The following is a 20,300-nucleotide window of genomic DNA, read 5'->3' as shown; positions in this document are numbered from 1 at the left end:
CTGCCACAGGCCGCTCCCGCTGCGCTCGTGAACATCGACAGCCCGATGTGTCCGGTGTCACCATCGATCCATGACAACGGCATATGTCACTTGTCCGCTGTGTGAGGCGACCTGCGGGCTGGAGGTGACGCTGGACGCCGCGACGGTCACGGGAGTCCGAGGCGATCGCGACGACGTGTTCTCCCACGGCTACGTCTGCCCGAAGGGGGCGTCGCTCGGCGCGCTGCACCACGACCCGGACCGCCTGCGAACACCGTTGATCCGCCGCGGCGGCGAACTCGTCGAGGCGTCGTGGGACGAGGCGTTCGCCGAGATCGACGCCCGCCTGCCCGGCATCATCGACGCCAACGGCCGGGACGCGGTGGCCGTCTACGTCGGCAACCCCGTTTCGCACAACGTGTCCGCCTCGGTGTACCTGCGCGCACTCGTCAAGGCGTTGCGCACCACGAACGTCTACACGGCCGGCACTGTCGACCAGATCCCGAAGCACTACTCGTCGGGGTACCTGTTCGGCGGCGCCATGACGATCCCCGTGCCCGACCTGGACCGCACCGAGTACGTCCTCGTGCTCGGCGCGAACCCGCTCGTGTCCAACGGCAGCCTGATGACGGCCGGTGACGTGCGGTCGCGGCTGCGCGGGATCCGTGACCGCGGCGGGCGGATCGTCGTGGTCGACCCGCGGCGCACGCGTTCGGCCGAGTTCGCCGACGAGCACCACGCCATCCGACCGGGCGCCGATGCCCTGCTGTTGCTGGCGATGGTGCACACGCTGTTCGCCGAGAACCTCGTACGACTGGGCACGCTCGCCGGCCACGTCACCGGAGTGGACGAAGTGCGCGAGCTGGCGGCGGAGTTCAGCCCGGAAACGGTCGCCGACGCGACGGGCCTGGCAGCGGCCGACATCCGGCGGCTCGCCCGTGACCTCGCCGCCGCCGACCGGGCCGCGGTCTACGGCCGGATCGGCACCACGACGCAGGAGTTCGGCACGCTGACCAGCTGGCTCGTTGACGTGCTGAACGTACTCACCGGCCACCTCGACCGTGAGGGCTGCGCGATGTTCCCGCTCGCGGCCGCGGGCCAGGCGAACACCGCGCCGAGCAAGCCGTTCCGGGCCGGACGCCGCCGCACCCGCGTACGCGACCTTCCCGAGGTCCTCGGCGAAGTGCCCGTCGCGACGCTCGCCGACGAGATCGAAACCCCGGGCGACGGTCAGGTGCGAGCGCTCATCACGATCGCGGGGAACCCGTGCCTGAGCGCGCCCAACGCGGCCCGCCTCGACGCCGCGGTGGCCGGTCTGGACTTCATGGTGTCGATCGACATCTACCGCAACGAGACCACCCGCCACGCCGACGTGGTCCTGCCCGCACCGAGCCCTCTCGAACGGCCGCACTACGACGTGACGCTGTACCAGCTCGCGGTACGCAGCGTCGCGAACTGGACCCCGGCCACGCTCACATCCGAGATTCCGCAGGAGTGGCGGACGTTGTTGCGCCTCAGTGGCGTCATCGCTGGCCAGGGGCCGGATCCCGACGTCGACGCGCTCGACGACCTGCTCGCCGCCGACCTGGCGGACCGCTACGGCGTCACCGCCGACGACACCCGGCGCGGGCCGGAGCGGATCGTCGACCTGATGCTGCGCGCAGGACCGTTCGACCTGACGCTCGCCGACCTCGAAGCCGCCCCGCACGGCATCGACCTCGGCCCGATGCAGCCACGCATTCCCGACGTGCTCGCCACCGAGAGCGGCAAGGTCGAGCTGGCGCCGGAGGCGATCGTGTCGGACATCCCGCGGTTGGCGGCCTCGCTGGCCGGGTCCGCGGGATCGGCGCCGGGGTCCGCGGGTTCCGACGGCCAGGGCACCGGCAGGCCGACGGACCTGATCCTGATCGGAAGACGGCAACTGAGCTCGAACAACTCGTGGATGCACAACCTCGAACCGCTCGTGCGCGGCAGCAACCGGTGCACGGCGCAACTGCATCCCGACGACGCCGGCAGGCTGGGGTTGGTCGACGGCGACCCGGTGACCGTCACCGCCCGCACCGGATCGATCGACGTGCCGGTGGAGATCACCGACGCGATGCGGCCCGGTGTGGTGAGCATTCCGCACGGCTGGGGACACGACGTAGCCGGCGTGCGGACGGCGGTCGCGACCCGGCACAGCGGCGCGAACGCCAACGTGCTCACCGACGACCGGACCCTCGACGGTCCCACGGGAACCGCCGCACTGGGCGGAATCCCGGTCACCCTGACCCCGACCCGCTGACGCCGTGTTGCGGATTCCGGGGACCGTGTTGCGAATTCGCATACGCAGTGCCGTCTCAACTCCGTCTGTCCACAGTGGCTACCGACGGGCCGCGGCGCCACTCGCTCAACCGACGTTCAACAGCTCGCCGAGCGCCTTGTCCAACACATCGTGGGGAGTGAACGCGATGTCGGCATGGAGTGCCTCGTAATGCGGGGCCCGGTCGGCACTCACGGGGGCGTCCACTTCGCGGCCGGCCGCCTGATAGGTGAGCGCACTGCCGATGACCAGGTTCGTGGCCGCATAGGCCCGGGATAGTGGGTCGGATCGGCCGGATTCTTGCAACCCCCGGACCAGCGATTCCGAAAACTCGAGGTAAGCAGGTCCACGAGGCGGCCGCATAGCGACGACGTGGACGGCCCAGGAGTGTTCCAGCAGGTGCTCGAAGAACGCTCGCAGGATCTCGACCGCTTCTCCTCGAGATATCGCCTGCTGGATCGAATGGTCCGCACCGAGCGCATGATCCAACGCCAGATCCAGCGCGTCCGATGTGCCACGAATGCGCGAGTAGAGGCTGGCGGGTGCGACGTCGAGCCAGTCCGCGAGTAGGCGCAGTGAGAACTCGTCGTAGCCGACCTGATCGAGTAATCGCGCCGCCGTGCGAGCGATGGCCTCCGGTTCGAGGACTCGGCTGCGGCGTACGGCTTTGGCGGCATCCCAGTAACTCATCGCTTCCCCTTAACCAATCACTGTTAGTTTAGTGGATGTGATTGATCCGGCACTGTTACCCGTCAGCGATCGCCTACGTGCGTTGCGCGCGCTCGCGCCCGTCGACGCCGTCCGTTACGCGGAAGGCACCCGGGATCCGCTCGTGCAGCAGTTCGGGCATCTCCCCGAGTCCGAGTACACGCCGGAGTCGGTGGATCGCCTCGCTCGAACCGTGGTGCCCTCAGGCCTCGCCCGAGGAGACCTGGCGGTGCTGAGCATCGTCGACGTCACCGACGACACGTTCCTCGGCAGCCTGGTCCTGTTCGATGTCACCGCAACGGAGGCCGAGGTCGGATTCTGGCTCCACCCCGAATCCCGAAGGGGCGGGCACGCGACCGGGGCCCTCGAACTCGCCGCGCAGCTCGCGGCCGGCAGTGGACTCGACGCACTCACCGCTCGGACCCTGACCGGAAACGTCGCCTCACAACGCAATCTCGAACGGTCGGGGTTTCAGTTCGTCGAGCAAGTGGAGGATCGAACGCCCGCGCAGGAGCTCGTCCCGTTGCTCCACTACCGACGTCCCCTCACGGCGCCCCGCAGCAGGATTCGCGACCCGGAATACCGCGACCCGGAATACCGCGACCCGGAATGATGAACGCCCCGAGCGGGCGCACCGCGCCTGCATCGTCGCCAACAGCCTGGCCACCCCTGTCCGGGTGCGGACGACCGTCGTGACCGGGTAGCCGGTCAGTCCCAGGCGTCGGCGACGTCGGCGTGCTGGCGCACCCACGTGTGCATGACGATGCCCGCGGCGACACCCGCGTTGATCGACCGGGTCGTGCCGAACTGCGCGATCGACACGACGAGTGCCGCCGCGTCCTGCGCCTCCTTCGACAGGCCCGGGCCTTCCTGGCCGAACAGCAGCACGCACTCGCGCGGCATGTCCGCCGTTTCGAGCGCCACGGCGCCCGGGGTGTTGTCGACCGCCACGATCGGCAGCGCCCGCGCCGCGGCGAACTCGACCAGCCCGTCGACCGTCGGGTGATGGTGGAGGTGCTGGTACCGGTCGGTCACCATCGCACCGCGGCGGTTCCAGCGGCGCTTGCCGACGATGTGCACGGCCGCGGCGGCGAACGCGTTGGCCGTCCGCACGACCGTGCCGATGTTGTGGTCGTGCTGCCAGTTCTCGATCGCGACGTGGAACGGGTGCCGCCGCGTGTCCATGTCCGCGACGATCGCCTCGCGCCGCCAGTACCGGTAGGCGTCGACGACGTTGCGGCGGTCGCCCTCGGCGAGCAGTTCCGGGTCGTAGCGTTCGTCGTTCGGCCACGGTCCGTCCCACGGGCCCACGCCCACCTCGGGGTTCGCGCCCCACTCGGTCGGCCCTGGCTCACCGGCCCCGGTCGGATCAGACGTCACCAGGCCATTCTCCCGCGGGCCACGATCGGCGAGGGCACTGCCCGGGCCGACCTCCGCCGCACCCCGCCGCTGCCGGGGCGGCGGGGCGCCGGGCTCCCGCAGCAGCCCTGTCCTTCCGCTGCCCTGTCCCGCAGCAGCCCTGGCCTTCCGCCGCCCCGTCCTGCCGCCGACCGGGTTCCTCAGCCCAGGCGAACGGAGTGGCCGTGACCGGCGTTCGACTCGTGCACGCGGTGCCGCCACAACACGTACAACCCGACGTAGGACACCGCCACCAGCAGCAACGCGGCGACGCCGACGAACGGCAGGATCGAATGCGGAATCAGCGTGCCGTAGATGTAGTACTCGTTGAAGCCGCCGGGAAGCGGGTCGAGTCCGCGCTGCTGGCGCAGGAAGTCCTCGGCGACGGTCAGCGGACAGGCGAGTGTGAACACGTTCACCGCGACGCCCCACGCCGCGAAAAACACGTGCACGAAGAACGACCTCGGCCACAACCACGCCAGAAAACCGCCGAGGCCGATGTAGGCGAGCGCGAGGAAATGCACGACGGTGACCATGACGGTCAACAGCCCCAACATCAGACCCCACCTGCCCCGGTGACCGGCGACAACCCCCTGTGATTCCAACCCCTGTCACGGTCAACATAGCCCGCCGCGACCACATTCCGCGTCCGGGAAAACACCTAAGGGGCGGTTTTCGCCCCGGCCGTTATGGTTCCGATATGCAGTTCGCTCGCGGGCGAGCCGTCCAGGTGGTTTCCGGGTACCCGAAAACCGGGCCGCCGAGAACTACGAGTTCCGCACCCGGTCGTGCAATGCCGTCACGACGTATCGCGCCGAGTCGATCGCACCGGCCTGCCAGGCGATGAAGTGGCTGAGCCAGTCGCCCGCGAAGTAGACGTTGCCCGCGGGCTTGTTCAGCAGGTCGTACTCGCCGGAATCGCGGGACGGCCAGTGCACCCAGCCGCCCTCGATGTGCGGCGTGCGCTCCCAGGACACGGAGAAGGACGCCTGCACGCCCTGGCGGTACTTCTCGCCGTGGATCTTCGCGCCCTGCGCCAGCGCGCGGCGTTCACGTTCGACGGGGGTCAGCCGGCTGTAGGCCTCGGAGTACGGCCCCTCGGTGTAGTACCCGACGACCACACCACGGTCGGTGTGGAAACCGTGCGACGGGTACCAGATGTTGAGCACATCAAGGTCGGTCATGGTGATCCCGCCGTAGATCCGCTCGTCGAGCTCCCACCACCGGCGGTCGTACTCGAGCCCGATCTTCCCCGCGGAGAAGGCCTCCGGGAACCGCAGGGCCGACGTCACACGGGAGTCGAGGTTCGTCGGGATCTTCGCCATCACGTTCGGCGGCAACGTCGCCACGCAGAAGTCCCCGCTGATCCGGGTGTCCTTGCCGCCGGGACCGCGATAGACGACGTCGACGCCCGCGTCGGTGTTGCGGACCTCGGACACCGGGGCGCCCGTGACCACCTCCGCACCGGTGCGTTTCGCCGCCTCGTGCAGGGCGTTCGTGATCGCGTCCATCCCGCCGACGGGCTGCAGCAACGTCATCGCGTGGGTGTAGCGGGATTCGAACGACAGGTACCGCCCGAGCCGGCTCGACAACACCTCGGACAGCGACGGCGGCGGCCCCAGCGGCACGCCCTCCTGGTCGGCGGCGCCCGGCTCGACCTCGTACCCGCGCCTGCTGCTCCCGGTGTACGCGAACCCGGAGTTCTTGTCGCCGATGTCGCCGTAGTACGACAGGAACGTCAGCAGCGCCTCCTTGTCGTCCGCGGTGAGCTCTGCGTCCAGCGCACCCTGGTCGACGGCCTTCGACAGCAGTTCCGACACGTAGCCCTGGTAGTCGGCCTTCACCGTGCGGTACTGCTGCGCATCGGAACCCTCGCCGTGGATGAGGTTGTTGGCGTTGTGAGCCAACAGCGGTTCCAGCGGCACGCCGAGCTCGCGGCAGTAGTCGAGGGTGATGTGCGACTGCGGAATCCGCGCGGCCCCTGCGTTGAGATAGCTGCCGGGCTCCTTGCTGAACCGGGCGGTCTGGGTGTGGCCGTCGAGGTCGGTTTCGGTGGTGCCCGAGCGCACCGTCCATACCCGACCGCCGACCCGGTCCTTCGCTTCCAGCACGACGCATCGGTAGCCGGCCTTGCCGAGTTCGTACGCCGCCGTCAGCCCCGCGACGCCCGCACCGAGGATGACGACCGTCTTGCCGCGGTTCGCAGCGGCGAGATCGCCCGCGCGTGGTTCACGGAAGTCGGGGACGGCCAGTGCCTGTGGCGAGGCGACCAGGCCGAGCGCACGCATCGATTCGAACATCGCACCCGCACCACCCGCCACGCCGATCGAGCGCAGCAGACTGCGGCGGGTCACCCCAGCACGTTCGGTTGGCAACGTCGACTCCCTTCATCGCGAGGACGGAGGAAGTCTGCCGGTTGTACCCACCCTTGTGGGTGATGCCGATACATCCGTTGCGTTCGGGAACACGGGTTGAAAATGCAGCCATGCGCCAGCGTGTCCGTGAGGGGCGGTGGTCGGGCCGACGGGTGGGCAAATGCCCCAAGGCACCTTCGCGGCGTTGAGTGCCCCAAGGTGCCCATGGGGGCGCTAAACCGCTGGGCTGTTCGAGGTCGCCCGATGGTGAGTGGTCAGGTGCCGGACAGGCCGAGGTCGTCGAGGTCGAGGAGGTACCGGTATTCGAGGCCCGCCTCCTCGATCGCCTCTCGCGCGCCGGTACCGCGGTCGACGACCGTCGCCACGCCGACCACGGTCGCGCCCGCCTCGTTGAGCGCCTCCACGGCCGTGAGCACGCTGCCGCCGGTCGTGGACGTGTCCTCCACTGCCAGCACCCGCTGCCCGGCGACCTCCATGCCCTCGATCCGGCGCTGCATGCCGTGTTCCTTGAGGTTCTTCCGCACGACGAAAGCGTCGAGCACCATGCCGTCGGCCGCGGCCGAGTGCAGCATCGACGTCGCCACGGGGTCCGCGCCGAGGGTGAGCCCACCGACCGCGACGTAGTTCCAGTCCGCCGTCAGCTGCCGCAGCAATGTGCCCATAAGCGGCGCCGCCGCGTGATGGAGCGTGGCCCGGCGCAGGTCGACGTAGTAGTCGGCCTCCTTGCCGGACGCGAGCGTCACCTTGCCGTGCACCACGCACAACTCGGTGACGAGCCGGGACAGTTCGCTCTTCGCCGCTTGATCCAACGAGGGTGTCGCCACGGCCGCAGTTTGGCACGCGCGCCTTCCGGCTCCGGCCGCGGCCCGCGGCAGACGTGACGCTCGCCGCCCGTGGAATTCGCCCCGTGGAATCCAGCGAGGACACCGCGCGGCGGCGGGCAGCGAGTCAGGTGCGGTCTCGGCCGGCGAACAGCCCGCCGAGACGGCGGATCAGCCCGCGCGGCAGCAGCTTCCCGACCGCCACCGCGAACTTGTACTGCCTGCCCGGCACCGAGACGGCCTTGCCGCGCCGCAGGTCGGACAACGCCTCAGCCACGACGACGTCGGCCTCCAGCCAGATGCCCTTCGGGCCGGACTTCTCCAACCCGGCACGATCGTGGAACTCGGTGTGGGTGAACCCCGGGCACAGCGCCATCACCCGCACGCCCGAGCCCTGGAGGGCGGACGCGAGGCCGTCGGAGAACGACGTCACCCAAGCCTTGCTGGCGGTGTACGTCGATCCGCGACCGGAGAAGAAGCCGGCGACGCTGGAGACGTTGACGATGTCACCGCTACCGGCCTCACGCATCGCGGGCACGGCCGCGCGGGTCAGTTGCAGCACCGCCGTGACGTTGACGTCCAGCTGGTGTTGCAGCTCCTCGGGCGGTGCGGTCCAGAACTCGCCGGCCAGGCCGAGCCCCGCGTTGTTGACCAGCATGTCGACGCCGTCGGCCAGCCGCTGCTCGACGGCCGCACGCCCCTCGGGCGTGGCCAGGTCGGCGGTCAGCACGTCGACGGAAACGCCGTAGCTCTCGACGAGCGCGTCCGCACGGGTACGCAGGCGCGTCTCGTCCCTGGCGACGAGCACCAGGTCGTAGCGCTCACCGGCCAGTTCGCGCGCGAAGGCGGCACCGATGCCGGACGTGGCGCCGGTGATGAGGGCTGTCGGCATCAGCGGTTGACGCCTTCCCCTGGCGTGTTCACGCCGGGCTCGTCGACCTCGGTGTCGGACGGATCAGCGGCGGGCGGTTCGACACCCGGTGCCTGCGCGGGCACGTATCGCTCCTCCATCGCCTCCTCCGAAGGGTCGATGATGTCGGCGATCTCGCCGAGGTCGCGCAGCAGGCGTTCCAGCCGCGACGGCCCGACGTTGGGCGCGACGCTGGCCAGCACCCATTCCTGCTCGATCCACGCGACACCGACGTCGCCGCCGAGCGCGTCGGCCGCCTCGACCAGTTCCTGGGTGACCAGGGCGCGGCCCGCGGCCACCTCGTCGGCGAACGCGTACCGCTGGCCGACCGGCCCCAGCAGCTCCGGCATCTCCGTGCGCTGGAACGGCACGCTCGCCAGCCACAGTTCGAGCAGTACCGGCTGCACGCGGTTGCAGCGCACGGCCACGATCACCGAGGGGATGACGCCGTCGGCGACGATGTCGAACACGAACACCGGACGCCTGCCGTCCGAGGTGAACGTCGAGCCCGCGACCACGTTCACCGCGGCCTCGGCGCCGAAGTAGCCGATCGCGCCGCCCGACCATTCGCGCGGCAGCTCCTCGTCCTCGTCGACGTACTGCCAGCCGCGCAGCTCGGCCCAGCGCGCGCGTTCCCGGTTGCGGGAGCTCTCGCGCGCGCGGTCGGTCATCAGCAGAGCGAGACCCGCCACGGCGGCGACGGCCGCGATGACGAACCAGATCCACGCCGGAATACCCACGCGAGCAGCGTATCCCGCCCGGCCCGCCACACCGAAGAGGCAGGCCGGGCGGAAACCGACTCGTCCGGGCGGTTACGAACCCCGGGTGACCACGAGTGATGCGGCGGCCTCGAACTCGGGGGCATCGACCCGCACCGTGTCACCGTCGCGGATGTCGCCCGCGAGCAGCTGTTTGGCCAGCTGATCGCCGATCGCCGACTGCACGAGCCGCCGCAGCGGACGCGCACCGTACACCGGGTCGTAGCCGTTGAGGGCCAGCCAATCCCGCGCCGCCGGCGACACGTCGAGTGTCAGCCTGCGCTGCGAGAGCCGCTGGCCGAGCCGCGCGACCTGGATGTCGACGATCTCGCCGAGCTGTTCGGTGCCGAGCGCGTGGAACACGACGATGTCGTCGAGCCGGTTGAGGAACTCCGGCTTGAAGTGCGACTGCACCACCGACATGACCGCGTCCCGCCGCTGCCGCTCGTCGAGCGCCGAGTCGGCGATCGCCTGCGAGCCGAGGTTCGAGGTCAGCACGAGGATCGTGTTGCGGAAGTCGACGGTGCGGCCCTGACCGTCGGTGAGCCTGCCGTCGTCGAGCACCTGCAACAGCACGTCGAACACGTCGGGGTGCGCCTTCTCCACCTCGTCGAGCAGCACCACCGAGTACGGCCGCCTGCGCACCGTCTCGGTGAGTTGACCGCCCTGGTCGTAGCCGACGTAACCCGGGGGAGCGCCGACCAGCCGCGCGACGCTGTGCTTCTCCGAGTACTCGCTCATGTCGACGCGCAGCATGGCGCGCTCGTCGTCGAAGAGGAACTCGGCGAGCCCCTTCGCCAGCTCGGTCTTGCCGACACCGGTGGGCCCGAGAAACAGGAACGACCCCGTCGGACGGTCCGGATCGGCCACCCCGGCGCGCGCCCTGCGCACCGCGTCGGAGACGACCTTCACGGCGTCGGCCTGCCCGACGACCCGCCCGGTCAGCTCCTCCTCCATGCGCAGCAGCTTGCCGGTCTCGCCCTCGAGCAGCCTGCCCGCGGGAATGCCGGTCCACGCGCTGACGACGTCGGCCACGTCGTCACTGCCGACCTCTTCCTTGAGCATCACGTCGGGCGCGGACTCGGCAGCCTGTGACGCCTCCGTGGCCTGGTCGAGCTCCTTCTCCAGCTGCGGGATGCGGCCGTAGCGCAGCTCGGCGGCACGGCCGAGGTCCGAATCGCGTTCGGCGCGGTCCGCCTCGCCGCGGAGTTGTTCCAGCTGCTCCTTCAGCTCGCGGACCCGTTCGATCGAGCCCTTCTCGTTCTGCCACCGGGCGGTGAGCGCGCTGAGCTGTTCGCGCTTCTCGGCGAGCTCCTCCCGCAGCGCCCCGAGCCGGTCCTTCGAGGCGGCGTCGCTCTCCTTCGACAGCGCCATCTCCTCGATCTCGAGCCTGCGCACCGCCCGTTCGACCTCGTCGATCTCCACCGGGCGCGAGTCGATCTCCATGCGCAACCGCGAGGCCGCCTCGTCGACCAGGTCGATCGCCTTGTCCGGCAGGAAGCGCGCGGTGATGTAGCGGTCCGACAGCGTGGCGGCCGCGACCAGCGCGCTGTCGGTGATGCGCACACCGTGGTGCACCTCGTAGCGCTCCTTGAGACCCCGCAGAATGCCGATCGCGTCCTCGACCGACGGCTCACCGACCATGACCTGCTGGAAACGGCGCTCCAACGCGGCGTCGGACTCGATGTGCTTGCGGTACTCGTCGAGCGTCGTCGCACCGACCATGCGCAGCTCACCCCGCGCGAGCATCGGCTTGATCATGTTGCCCGCGTCCATGCTGCCGCCCTCGCCCGAGGCACCGGCGCCGACGATCGTGTGCAGCTCGTCGATGAACGTGACGACCTGTCCCTCGGAGTCCTTGATCTCCTTGAGCACGGCCTTCAGCCGCTCCTCGAACTCGCCGCGGTACTTCGACCCGGCCACCATCGAACCGACGTCGAGCGAGACGACGCGCTTACCGCGCAGCGACTCCGGCACGTCACCGGCCACGATCCGTTGCGCGAGCCCCTCGACGATCGCCGTCTTGCCGACACCCGGCTCGCCGATCAGCACCGGGTTGTTCTTCGTCCGGCGCGACAGCACCTGCACCACCCTGCGGATCTCCGGGTCACGGCCGATCACCGGGTCTAGCTCACCGGCCCTGGCGAGTTCGGTCAGGTCGACGCCGTACTTCTCCAGCGCCTGATACGTGCCCTCCGGATCCGGGTTCGTGACCCGCGCGGAACCGCGAACCTGCGTGAACGCGTCCTGCAACGCCTCGGGCGTCGCACCATTGCGGCTCAGCAGCTGTGACACCGGACCGCCCTCGGCCGCCAGCCCCACCAGGACGTGCTCGGTCGAGACGTACTCGTCACCCAGCTCCGTCGCCAGCTTCTGGGCATGTGTCAACGACTTGACCGCGTGACCGTCGAAATTGGGGGAAGACACGGTGGAACCCGTCGCGGCCGGCAGCTTCGCGACGATCGGCTCGAGCTCCGAGTGAATCGTCTGCGGATCGGCTCCCACCGCCGTCAGCAGCGGCCCCGCCAGCCCGTCCGACTGGGCCAGGAGCGCACCGAGCAGATGTGCGGGCGAGATCTCCGGATTGCCCGCCATCGTCGCGGCCTGCGCCGCCGACGAGATCGCCTGCTGGGTCTTCGTGGTCGGATTGAAAGCGTCCATCCCCTCACCTCTGGATCGTCAGCACTGGGAGCAGCCTCGCAGGTCGAGCACTGCCATGTAGTCCAACGTCAGGAAACTTGAGTCTGTTCCGCTCAATTATTGCAGAGCGACCCCCGGAGACCCCACGTCGCGCGCTCCGCGCCGTTGCGGGAGCGACCCCCGCAGACCCCACGTCGCACGCTCCGCGCCGTGGCGTGCGTGCGCTGGACCCGCTGGGATCGAACCGGCGCGGCGGCACACGCGGGCACTGACGCCTCGGAGTGGGAAAAGCCCGGCGTCGACACCTGACAGGTGGGCGCGATGGAGTCCACCGCGACAGACGGACGCGGCAACGTGGCGCCGGCCCTGAACCTGGTCACACTCGACCCACCAAACCCCGCGTGACAGCACTTCACCAAGAAGCCCCTACCGGGGCTGCTGAGGGTGGAGCACCGGCCGTCGGAGGTGCCTGATTGAGGCGTTTTGCACCTTTGGCGCACATCTAAGTCAGCTGTTTTAACGACTCGGCGTAACAAACCGGCCGAGAACCTTGTTTGACAGCGACCGTACGGGTCAACCTTTACGTCATGCCTGTACCGAGCGCAGTCTCCACAAGCTCGCCGCCGACGTCGGGAGACACCCACGTCCTGGCCGCCGAGAGCGAATTCCTCTCCTCGATCGAGACCTGGATCAACGACATCTTCACGCCGATCTCGGACGGCTTCTCTGCCTTCGTGTTTGCCGAGATCAGCGTGTTCGGTGTCTCGTTCCCCTGGATCGTGGCATGGCTGGTCCTCGCGGCCGCCATCTTCACCATCTACTTCGGATTCATCCAGTTCCGCCGGTTCAAGCTCGCCACGCAGATCGTGCGCGGCAAGTTCACCGACAAGTCGGAACCGGGCGAGATCCACCACTTCCAAGCACTGGCCTCAGCACTATCCGGCACCGTCGGACTCGGCAACATCGCCGGTGTCGGTGTCGCCGTGACGATCGGCGGCGCGGGTGCGACGTTCTGGATGATCCTTGCCGGCCTGCTCGGCATGTGCACCAAGTTCGTCGAGTGCACCCTCGGTGTGAAGTACCGGGAGGAGCACGAGGACGGCACCGTCTCCGGTGGCCCGATGCACTACCTGCGCAAGGGCCTCGCCGAGCGATTCCCCAACGCGTTCGGCGTCGGCCTCGGCAAGGTACTGGCCGTGCTGACCGCCATCGGCATCCTGTTCTTCGGCATCGCCGGCGGCAGCATGTTCCAGGCCAATCAGACCTTCCAGCAGGTCCGCGACGTCACCGGTGGTGACGACGGCATGTTCGGCAGCGACGGCTCCGCCCTGATCTTCGGCATCGTGCTCGCGCTGATCATCGGCGTCGTGATCATCGGCGGCATCAAGTCCGTCGGCGCCGTCACCGGCAGGCTCGTGCCCGCGATGGCGATCGTCTACATCGCGGCGTGCCTGCTCGTGATCATCATGAACATCGGTCACGTGCCGGACGCGATCGGCCAGATCGTCAGCGGTGCTTTCACCGGAGACGGTGTCGCTGGCGGCATGATCGGCGCACTGATCGTCGGCTTCCAGCGGTCCGCGTTCTCCAACGAAGCGGGCCTCGGCTCCGCACCCATCGCCCACTCCGCGGTCAAGACGAAGAACCCCGCCACCGAAGGCTTCGTCGCCCTCCTCGAACCCTTCATCGACACCGTCGTCGTCTGCACCATGACCGCCCTGACCATCGTCATCGCGAGCCCGCAGATGTGGCTCAACACCAAGGCGACCGTGGCCGCGGGCGGCGAGGCGCCCGACAACGAGCAGGGCGTGACGATCACGTCCGAGGCGTTCGGCACCGTGCTGCCCTGGTTCCCGTACGTGCTGACCATCGCCGTGGTGCTGTTCGCCATCTCGACGATGATCACGTGGGGCTACTACGGCCAGAAGGCGTGGACGTTCCTGTTCGGCAGGTCGCGCGTCGGTGAGCGCATCTACCAGGTGCTGTTCTGCCTGACCGGTGTCGTGGGCTGCGTGCTCACCCTCGGCAGCGTGCTGTCGTTCGCCGACGCCGTGGTGTTCTCGCTGGCGCTGTTCAACATCATCGGGCTCTACCTGCTGATGCCGGTCGTGAAGAAGGAGGTCAAGGGCTTCCTCGGCAAGCTCAAGTCCGGCGAGATCCAGCGCACCGACAAGGAACCGCAGAGCTGACACTCCGGACCGGCGTCGCATCGACCCGGAATCCGAATCGGAACGCCCCCGGGCTCACTGGTCACACGCAGTGCGCCCGGGGGCGTTCGCTGTGTGAACCGGGGCTCCGGCAGCCTCACCCGCGCCGGGCGCGAGCTTCGTGGAAACCGGGTTTCCACCGATCGACAGGGCTTTCACCGGAGATGGAAACCGAGTTTCCAGCCGCCGACCGGGCTCCGTCCGGTCCCGGGCACGTACTCGAGTGAGCGGCCGCCGCCGATGATCGGCGCATGGTACCGACAGTGATCATCTCTGAACCACTTTCGGAGGACTCGAGTGAACGGGAACACATAACATTCGGCCAATCGACCTACGGCGGGCGTTGCCCCATTCGTCCCTCTGACCTGCGTCAGGTGACGTAGCGAAGCCGTCCGATACGCCAGGTTGTAATAACGCGCCGTAACAAATCGTTTGATTTGCTTGCTCTAAACCATTCGTTCAGGTCAACTACCTGACCATGTATCTGCACAGCACAGCCGGCGCGGCCGATCCGCCCGGCTCCACCCACACCCTCGCGGCCGACGGAGGGGGAATCTTCGCCGGCGTCGAGAGCTGGATCGCGGACAACTTCACCCCGATCGCAGACGGGCTGTCGAACTTCGTCTTCGCCGAGGTAACCCTCGGCGGCGTGACGTTCCCGTGGATCGTCTCCTGGCTGATCCTGGGAGCGATCGTCTTCACCATCTACTTCGGGTTCATCCAGGTCCGTAAGTTCAAGCTCGCCACCGACCTGGTGCGAGGCAAGTTCACGGACAAGAACGAACCCGGCGAGATCAACCACTTCCAAGCCCTCGCCTCGGCACTGTCGGGCACCGTCGGACTCGGCAACATCGCCGGTGTCGGTGCCGCGGTCACCATCGGTGGTGCGGGCGCGACGTTCTGGATGATCTGTGCCGGCTTGCTTGCCATGGCCAGCAAGTTCGTCGAGTGCACCCTCGGTGTGAAGTACCGGGAGGAGCACGAGGACGGCACCGTCTCCGGCGGCCCGATGTACTACCTGAGCAAGGGCATCGCCGACCGGTTCAGGAACGGCTTCGGCGTCGGCCTCGGCAAGGTACTGGCCGTGCTGACCGCCATCGGCATCCTGTTCTTCGGGATCATCGGCGGCAACATGTTCCAGTCGAACCAGGCGTTCGCGCAGATCAGAGACGTCACCGGCGGCGACGACGGCATATTCGGCAGCGACGGCTCCGCCCTGATCTTCGGCATCATCCTGGCGATCGTCATCGGCATCGTGATCATCGGCGGCATCAAGTCGATCGCCAACGTCACGTCGCGGCTGGTGCCGACCATGGGCGTGCTCTACATCGTCGCGTGCCTCGTGGTCATCCTCGTCAACTTCACCGCGGTACCCGCGGCGGTCGGCGAGATCATCAGCGGTGCGTTCACCGGCGAAGGCGTCGCAGGCGGCATGATCGGCGCACTGATCGTCGGTATCCAGCGGTCGGCCTTCTCCAACGAAGCAGGCCTCGGCTCCGCACCCATCGCCCACTCCGCCGTCAAGACCAAAAACCCCGCCACCGAAGGCTTCGTCGCCCTCCTCGAACCCTTCATCGACACGGTCATCGTCTGCACCATGACCGCCCTGACCATCGTCATCGCCAAGCCCGCGATCTGGACCCAGGGCTTCGCCGACGTCAACCAGAACGGCGCCGACGCGCCAGACGGTGTGACGGTCACATCGAACGCCTTCGCGACGGTCATGCCGTGGTTCCCGTACGTGCTGACGGTCGCCGTGGTGCTGTTCGCCATCTCGACGCTCATCACGTGGGGCTACTACGGCGAGAAGGCATGGGGCTATCTGTTCGGCCGCAATACGGTGTCGATCCGCATCTACCAGGTGCTGTTCTGCGTGATGTCGGCTGCGGGCGCGGTGCTCACGCTCCAGTCGGTCATCGACTTCGCCGACGCCGTGCTGTTCCTGCTGGCCCTGTTCAACATCACCGGCTTGTACCTGCTGCTGCCGGTGGTCAAGAAGGAGGTCAAGGACTTCCTCGGCAAGATCGACAGCGGGGAGATCCAGAAGAAGGAGAAGACGAAGGTCTGACGACCCGTCCGCGACTTCCGTGGCAGATCCCGCAAGGAGCGGCCCGGCATCCAACTGTGGGTGCCGGGCCGCTGTGCGTTAACCCCAAAATCCCCCTGGAGGGCGATGTAGTTGATCACGAGATGTGACGAATGAGGCGTTATCTCTGGGTGACGACGCACCTCAGCAAAAGTGACATAGAACCCAAAAGCTCCGGATGATCCACCCATCCGGAGCAACAACGGGACGAGCGAGCCCGAACGCCCTACCGTGCAGCTGCACATGAATTTATGGTGAGCCCGTGCGTACGCACCGAAAGGCGGATTGGACAGTGAGCTTGACTGGGAGCTTCTCGCCACGGCCCCACGCCGGGGCGGGAAACGGTTCGACCACAACCGGCGTCCCCACGCCGGCCGCCGGGTCACCCGCGCGCGCCTAGCCCTGGAAGGCCCTGACGATCACAGTGCGTATCGACTGCAATCCCACCCGCCACCACGCAGGGAACCGCCGCGTCCCCGGCACCGGTGGCATTGCCGAGCCCGGTGCCGCGACATGACAGCCGAGCCGCTCAACCCCATCCCGAAGGTCGCCGACTCGGGCAACGCCCCGGCGGCCGTCACGTCCATGGTCCGCCACATCCGCGACACGTGGCGTGAGATCGAGCCCTACACCCCCGAGGTCGCCCAGTTCTTCTACGGGATGCTGTTCACCCTCGCTCCCGAGGCACGCGACTTCTTTCCGATCCACATGGACGTGCGCAGCGGCAAGCTCGTCCGCGCGATCGTCAACATCCTGCAGTCGGTCGACCGGCCCGACGACGTCGCGCCGTACCTGGTGCAGCTCGGCCGCGACCACCGCAAGTTCGGTGTGCAGGCGCACCACTACGAGGCCATCGGCACGGCACTGCTGGCCGCGGTGAAGCGGCAGTTGGGGCCCGGCTGGACCGACGACGTCGAACGCGCGTGGGCGGAGGCGTTCACCATCGTCGCCCGCTCGATGCAGGACGCCGCAGAGGCCGACGAGTACCCGCCGTCGTGGACGGGCACCGTCGCCGAACACCGCAGGCTGAGCTGGGACCTGGCGCTCGTCCGGATCGAGCCCGACCGCCACATCCCGTACCGGCCGGGCCAGTACCTGAGCGTCGAGGTGCCGCAGCGGCCACGGCTGTGGCGCAACCTCTCGCCGGCCAACGCGCCCCGTCCGGACGGTTCGATCGAGTTCCACGTCCGCGCCATCGAGGGCGGCTGGGTCTCGCGCGGCATCGTCAGCCACACCCAGCCCGGCGACGTGTGGCGGTTCGGCGCGCCGATGGGGCAACTGAACGTCGACCGCGAGTCGGGCCGCGACGTCCTCATGATCGCCGGTGGCACGGGCATCACCCCGCTCCAGTCGCTCCTCGACGACCTCGGCCGGTTCGGGAAGAACCCCAACGTGACGATCTTCTACGGCGGCGCCGCCCGCGAGGACCTGTACGCGCTTGAGGTGCTGCGGTCGATGGCGTCGACGAACCCGTGGCTCACCGTGCACCCGGTGGTCGAGCGGGACGAAGGGCTTTCCGGGTTCGAGGTCGGCACCCTGGCGGACGTCGTCTCCTCGTACGGCGCGTGGGCCGACCACGACGTGCTGGTCTCCGGGTCGCCCGCCATGATCCGCGCGACCGTCAGCCGCATGCTCGTCGCGGGCACCGCCCTCGACCAGATCCGCTACGACCCGTTCATCGAGGAATAGTTCGCGTTCCAGGCCGCGTGTCCTGCATTCAGCACCGCGTGTCCTGCACTCAGCACCGCGTGTTCTGCGCCCCCGTCGCCCCCAACGTCGCCCCAACGCTGCGCTGTCGCGCGACTGCGTCCTCGCGCGTGTTCTGCACTGGTGCCGCTAGCTCGGCGGATTCGAACGATCAGCCGACGGCCCCGTCGAGCAGTCGGCTGTAGCGCAGCCGAAGAGCCCGCTCGGTACTGGCCATTGCCGCCGCGACGGTGACCGTGATGTTGGCCCAGACCGGCAGCTCCACGGGCGCGCTGAAGGTGCCGAGGTGCTCGGCGATCTCCGGCACCCGCGTGATCGATCCGACGATCTGCGTGAGCAGAACGAGCAGCGCTACCAACAGCACACCCACCGAACCCGCGCCCATCCAGCGGCTCAACGTGGGGTGTTGACGTTCGAGGCGCAGCCGCCGCCCTTCCGCGGAGGCCGGATCGGGGTCGAGCCGGTACTCGGCGCCCGCTGCGGTGACGTAGTGGCAGCGTTTGAGGCCGAAGCCGCTCGCCGCCACCTCGATGGTGCCGCCGGGCACGGGGAAGTGGGCCGGGATGGTCGAAGTGGCGTGATGCCTGCCGTCGAGATACAGATCGGCGCTCCGGCGGCCGTTCGAGTCGTACTTGCCGTGCATCACGTCGACGCTGTAGACCGGTTGCCTGCCGTCGTCGGACAACCGCACGTGCAGCAGTGCGCGCCGCGTCCACTGCCACCACCGGAACCGCTTCAGCTCCCGCCCGTCACCGGGCTTGACGCGGCCCAGTGCCCGCGCTTGCCGCCACGCCCGGACCCTGCCGCCCACGCTGGTCACCGGCCCTTCTCGGCGGTGCAGGCCAGGTCGTGGTCGGGACGACCCCCGGTGGTCAGGTACGTCGTCACGGCGTCCTTCGCGCAGCTGTTGGCGCCGAACGGGTAGACACCGTGCCCGCCCTGGTCGGCGGTGACCATCGTGGCGCGCTGCCCGAACGCGCGGCGCAGCTTCCTGGCTCCGGCCAACGGTGTCCCCGGATCGCGCTCGTTCTGCACCATGAGCACGTTCGACGGGCCGCGATCACCGATGTGTACCGGCGGCTCCGGGCGTTCGTCCGGCCAGAACGCACACGGTCCGATGTTGGCCGTCGACCCGCCGAGCATCGGGTACTTCGCCCGGTCCACGGCGACATTGCCCTGGTACTGCCACACCGAGTCCGGCCAGCGCGAGTCACCACAGGTGACGGCGAGCCGCGCCGACATCAGGTTCTCCATGTCGCCGGAAGGGGGCGGCGGTGCCGGCGGCAACGGCCCGTTCTCGTCGAGCGCCTGCCACATCTCGGCCAACAGGGGCATCAGCGCGTCGCTGTAGAGGTACTCCAACGTGATGCCTCGCAGCAGCGTTCCGTCGATGCCGTGGACGGGCTTGTCGTCCAGCCGATCGGCCAACTCGAAGAACTTCGCCCTCACCTGCGCCGGCGTACTGCCGAGCCCGTACTCGGGGTGGGCGGCGGCGAACGCCGCGAAGTCCGGGAACCGGTCGGCCAGCCCGCGGGCGAACAACCGCATGGCCTCGTAGTCGTAGCCGCTGTCACTCATGTTGCTGTCGAGCACCACGCGGTCGCTGCGCTGCGGGAACATCGTCGTGTACACCGCGCCGAGGTAGCTGCCGTAGGAGGCGCCGAGGTAGGAGACCTTCGGCTCACCCAACGCCGCGCGAAGCCGGTCCATGTCGCGAGCGGTGTTGGCGGTGGTGGTGTGCGGCAGCATCCACGCCGTACGCGAGGTTGCGCACTGCTCGGCGATGGTCCGCGCGTACCGGGCTTCGGTCACGACATCGACGGGAGTGTGCGCGTACTGCGCGAATGCGCCGCGAGCCCGTTGCCGCTCAGTGAGGTCGCACGTCACCGGCGCACTCCGGCCGACACCACGCGGGTCCATGCCGACGACGTCGTAGGAGTCGAGCACCCGCCTCGGCAGCCCCGACGCCGCCAACGCGGCCGGATAGTCGAGCCCCGGGCCGCCGGGGCCGCCCGGGTTGGTCAGCAGCACGCCCCGGCGCCGTGAGGGGTTCTCGCTCGGCAGGCGGGACACCGCGATCTCGATCTTCCTGCCGTCGGGCTTCCGATAGTCAAGGGGCACGGTCAGCGTCGAGCACTCCAGGCGCGGCGCGGACACCTCCTCGGGACACGGCCCCCACCGAAGGGAATCCCAGGCCACCGATCCGTCCGGCGTCCGTGTTTCCCGCGCCGCCGACACTCCCGGGACCGCGGACAGGACAAACGCGGCGACGAGGACGCAAGCCACGGTTCTACGCATGTGTTCCCCCACGTTCGGTGCCATCACAGGCAGCGATCTTCGTGGAGTGCCGTGCGATCCACATCGTTCCGGCGTCCAGAGCTTCCTCGACCCGCGTCGGAGACGCGGGTT

15 protein-coding genes are annotated in these 20,300 nt (G+C 68.6%); 5 read left to right on the top strand and 10 right to left on the bottom strand.

Annotation, left to right across the window (positions count from 1 at the left end; translation table 11 throughout):
• Positions 1 to 70 precede the first annotated feature (70 nt).
• Positions 71 to 2,263, top strand: a complete 2,193-nt coding sequence (locus FB384_RS09180) for a molybdopterin-dependent oxidoreductase (protein ID WP_183781489.1) — start codon at positions 71 to 73, stop codon at positions 2,261 to 2,263.
• A gap of 105 nt (positions 2,264 to 2,368) precedes the next feature.
• Here FB384_RS09180 and FB384_RS09175 read toward each other — a convergent pair whose 3' ends face one another.
• Complete coding sequence (locus FB384_RS09175; protein WP_183781486.1) at positions 2,369 to 2,971, bottom strand: TetR/AcrR family transcriptional regulator; 603 nt, start codon at positions 2,969 to 2,971, stop codon at positions 2,369 to 2,371.
• A 37-nt stretch (positions 2,972 to 3,008) separates the two neighbouring features.
• Here FB384_RS09175 and FB384_RS09170 point away from each other — a divergent pair, with 37 nt between their 5' ends.
• Positions 3,009 to 3,602, top strand: coding sequence for a GNAT family N-acetyltransferase (locus tag FB384_RS09170; protein WP_183781483.1), 594 nt, complete (start codon positions 3,009 to 3,011; stop codon positions 3,600 to 3,602).
• A 95-nt stretch (positions 3,603 to 3,697) separates the two neighbouring features.
• On the opposite strand, the gene FB384_RS09165 is transcribed toward FB384_RS09170, so the two are convergent.
• The 7 genes from FB384_RS09165 to clpB all read right to left on the bottom strand — a co-directional run bounded on the left by FB384_RS09165 (position 3,698) and on the right by clpB (position 11,912).
• Positions 3,698 to 4,369 (bottom strand): TrmH family RNA methyltransferase, encoded by a 672-nt coding sequence (locus FB384_RS09165; protein WP_183781479.1) that lies wholly within the window; start codon positions 4,367 to 4,369, stop codon positions 3,698 to 3,700.
• 179 nt (positions 4,370 to 4,548) lie between these two features.
• Entirely contained in the window at positions 4,549 to 4,944 is a 396-nt protein-coding gene (locus FB384_RS09160; protein ID WP_183781476.1) for a DUF2784 domain-containing protein, read from the bottom strand.
• A gap of 210 nt (positions 4,945 to 5,154) precedes the next feature.
• Positions 5,155 to 6,741, bottom strand: a complete 1,587-nt coding sequence (locus tag FB384_RS09155; RefSeq protein WP_323985177.1) for a flavin monoamine oxidase family protein — start codon at positions 6,739 to 6,741, stop codon at positions 5,155 to 5,157.
• A gap of 275 nt (positions 6,742 to 7,016) precedes the next feature.
• A complete protein-coding gene (gene pyrE, locus FB384_RS09150; RefSeq protein WP_183781473.1) occupies positions 7,017 to 7,586 on the bottom strand; it encodes an orotate phosphoribosyltransferase in 570 nt (189 codons plus the stop codon).
• 124 nt (positions 7,587 to 7,710) lie between these two features.
• Positions 7,711 to 8,475: an SDR family NAD(P)-dependent oxidoreductase gene (locus FB384_RS09145; RefSeq protein ID WP_183781471.1), complete on the bottom strand. Its 765-nt coding sequence runs from the start codon at positions 8,473 to 8,475 to the stop codon at positions 7,711 to 7,713.
• On the bottom strand, positions 8,475 to 9,233 hold the full coding sequence (locus FB384_RS09140) for a type III secretion system chaperone family protein (RefSeq protein WP_183781468.1): 759 nt from the start codon (positions 9,231 to 9,233) through the stop codon (positions 8,475 to 8,477). Before FB384_RS09140 ends, FB384_RS09145 begins: the two co-directional genes overlap by 1 nt.
• A gap of 72 nt (positions 9,234 to 9,305) precedes the next feature.
• Positions 9,306 to 11,912, bottom strand: coding sequence for an ATP-dependent chaperone ClpB (gene clpB / locus FB384_RS09135; RefSeq protein ID WP_183781465.1), 2,607 nt, complete (start codon positions 11,910 to 11,912; stop codon positions 9,306 to 9,308).
• 566 nt (positions 11,913 to 12,478) lie between these two features.
• Here clpB and FB384_RS09130 point away from each other — a divergent pair.
• The 3 genes from FB384_RS09130 (at position 12,479) to FB384_RS09120 (ending at position 17,873) form a co-directional block, all read left to right on the top strand.
• Positions 12,479 to 14,080, top strand: a complete 1,602-nt coding sequence (locus FB384_RS09130) for an alanine/glycine:cation symporter family protein (protein ID WP_183781462.1) — start codon at positions 12,479 to 12,481, stop codon at positions 14,078 to 14,080.
• Between the two features lie 496 nt (positions 14,081 to 14,576).
• The gene (locus tag FB384_RS09125; protein WP_183781459.1) at positions 14,577 to 16,166 is read left to right on the top strand and encodes an alanine/glycine:cation symporter family protein; all 1,590 of its coding nucleotides are present in this window, start codon (positions 14,577 to 14,579) and stop codon (positions 16,164 to 16,166) included.
• Positions 16,167 to 16,697: 531 nt separating this feature from the next.
• Positions 16,698 to 17,873: an FAD-binding oxidoreductase gene (locus FB384_RS09120; protein ID WP_183781456.1), complete on the top strand. Its 1,176-nt coding sequence runs from the start codon at positions 16,698 to 16,700 to the stop codon at positions 17,871 to 17,873.
• A gap of 169 nt (positions 17,874 to 18,042) precedes the next feature.
• On the opposite strand, the gene FB384_RS09115 is transcribed toward FB384_RS09120, so the two are convergent.
• Positions 18,043 to 18,711: a hypothetical protein gene (locus tag FB384_RS09115; RefSeq protein WP_258936780.1), complete on the bottom strand. Its 669-nt coding sequence runs from the start codon at positions 18,709 to 18,711 to the stop codon at positions 18,043 to 18,045.
• Positions 18,708 to 20,189 carry an alpha/beta hydrolase gene (locus FB384_RS09110; RefSeq protein WP_183781453.1) on the bottom strand — a complete coding sequence of 494 codons (1,482 nt, stop codon included), beginning with the start codon at positions 20,187 to 20,189 and terminating at the stop codon, positions 18,708 to 18,710. The genes FB384_RS09115 and FB384_RS09110 overlap by 4 nt, the downstream gene beginning before the upstream one ends.
• Positions 20,190 to 20,300 lie beyond the last annotated feature (111 nt).

The sequence above is a fragment of the Prauserella sediminis genome, from assembly GCF_014195435.1.
Taxonomy (GTDB): domain Bacteria; phylum Actinomycetota; class Actinomycetes; order Mycobacteriales; family Pseudonocardiaceae; genus Prauserella; species Prauserella salsuginis.
The sequence above is the reverse complement of the archived record's forward strand: the minus strand, read 5'-3'. Positions and strand labels throughout refer to the sequence as shown.

Coding starts and splice junctions, on each gene's coding strand:
- FB384_RS09130 (WP_183781462.1), top strand. CDS start 12,479: ATGCCTGTACCGAGCGCAGTCTCCACAAGCTCGCCGCCGACGTCGGGA.
- FB384_RS09120 (WP_183781456.1), top strand. CDS start 16,698: ATGACAGCCGAGCCGCTCAACCCCATCCCGAAGGTCGCCGACTCGGGC.
- FB384_RS09110 (WP_183781453.1), bottom strand. CDS start 20,189: ATGCGTAGAACCGTGGCTTGCGTCCTCGTCGCCGCGTTTGTCCTGTCC.
- FB384_RS09175 (WP_183781486.1), bottom strand. CDS start 2,971: ATGAGTTACTGGGATGCCGCCAAAGCCGTACGCCGCAGCCGAGTCCTC.
- FB384_RS09125 (WP_183781459.1), top strand. CDS start 14,577: ATGTATCTGCACAGCACAGCCGGCGCGGCCGATCCGCCCGGCTCCACC.
- FB384_RS09180 (WP_183781489.1), top strand. CDS start 71: ATGACAACGGCATATGTCACTTGTCCGCTGTGTGAGGCGACCTGCGGG.
- FB384_RS09145 (WP_183781471.1), bottom strand. CDS start 8,475: ATGCCGACAGCCCTCATCACCGGCGCCACGTCCGGCATCGGTGCCGCC.
- FB384_RS09160 (WP_183781476.1), bottom strand. CDS start 4,944: ATGTTGGGGCTGTTGACCGTCATGGTCACCGTCGTGCATTTCCTCGCG.
- clpB (WP_183781465.1), bottom strand. CDS start 11,912: ATGGACGCTTTCAATCCGACCACGAAGACCCAGCAGGCGATCTCGTCG.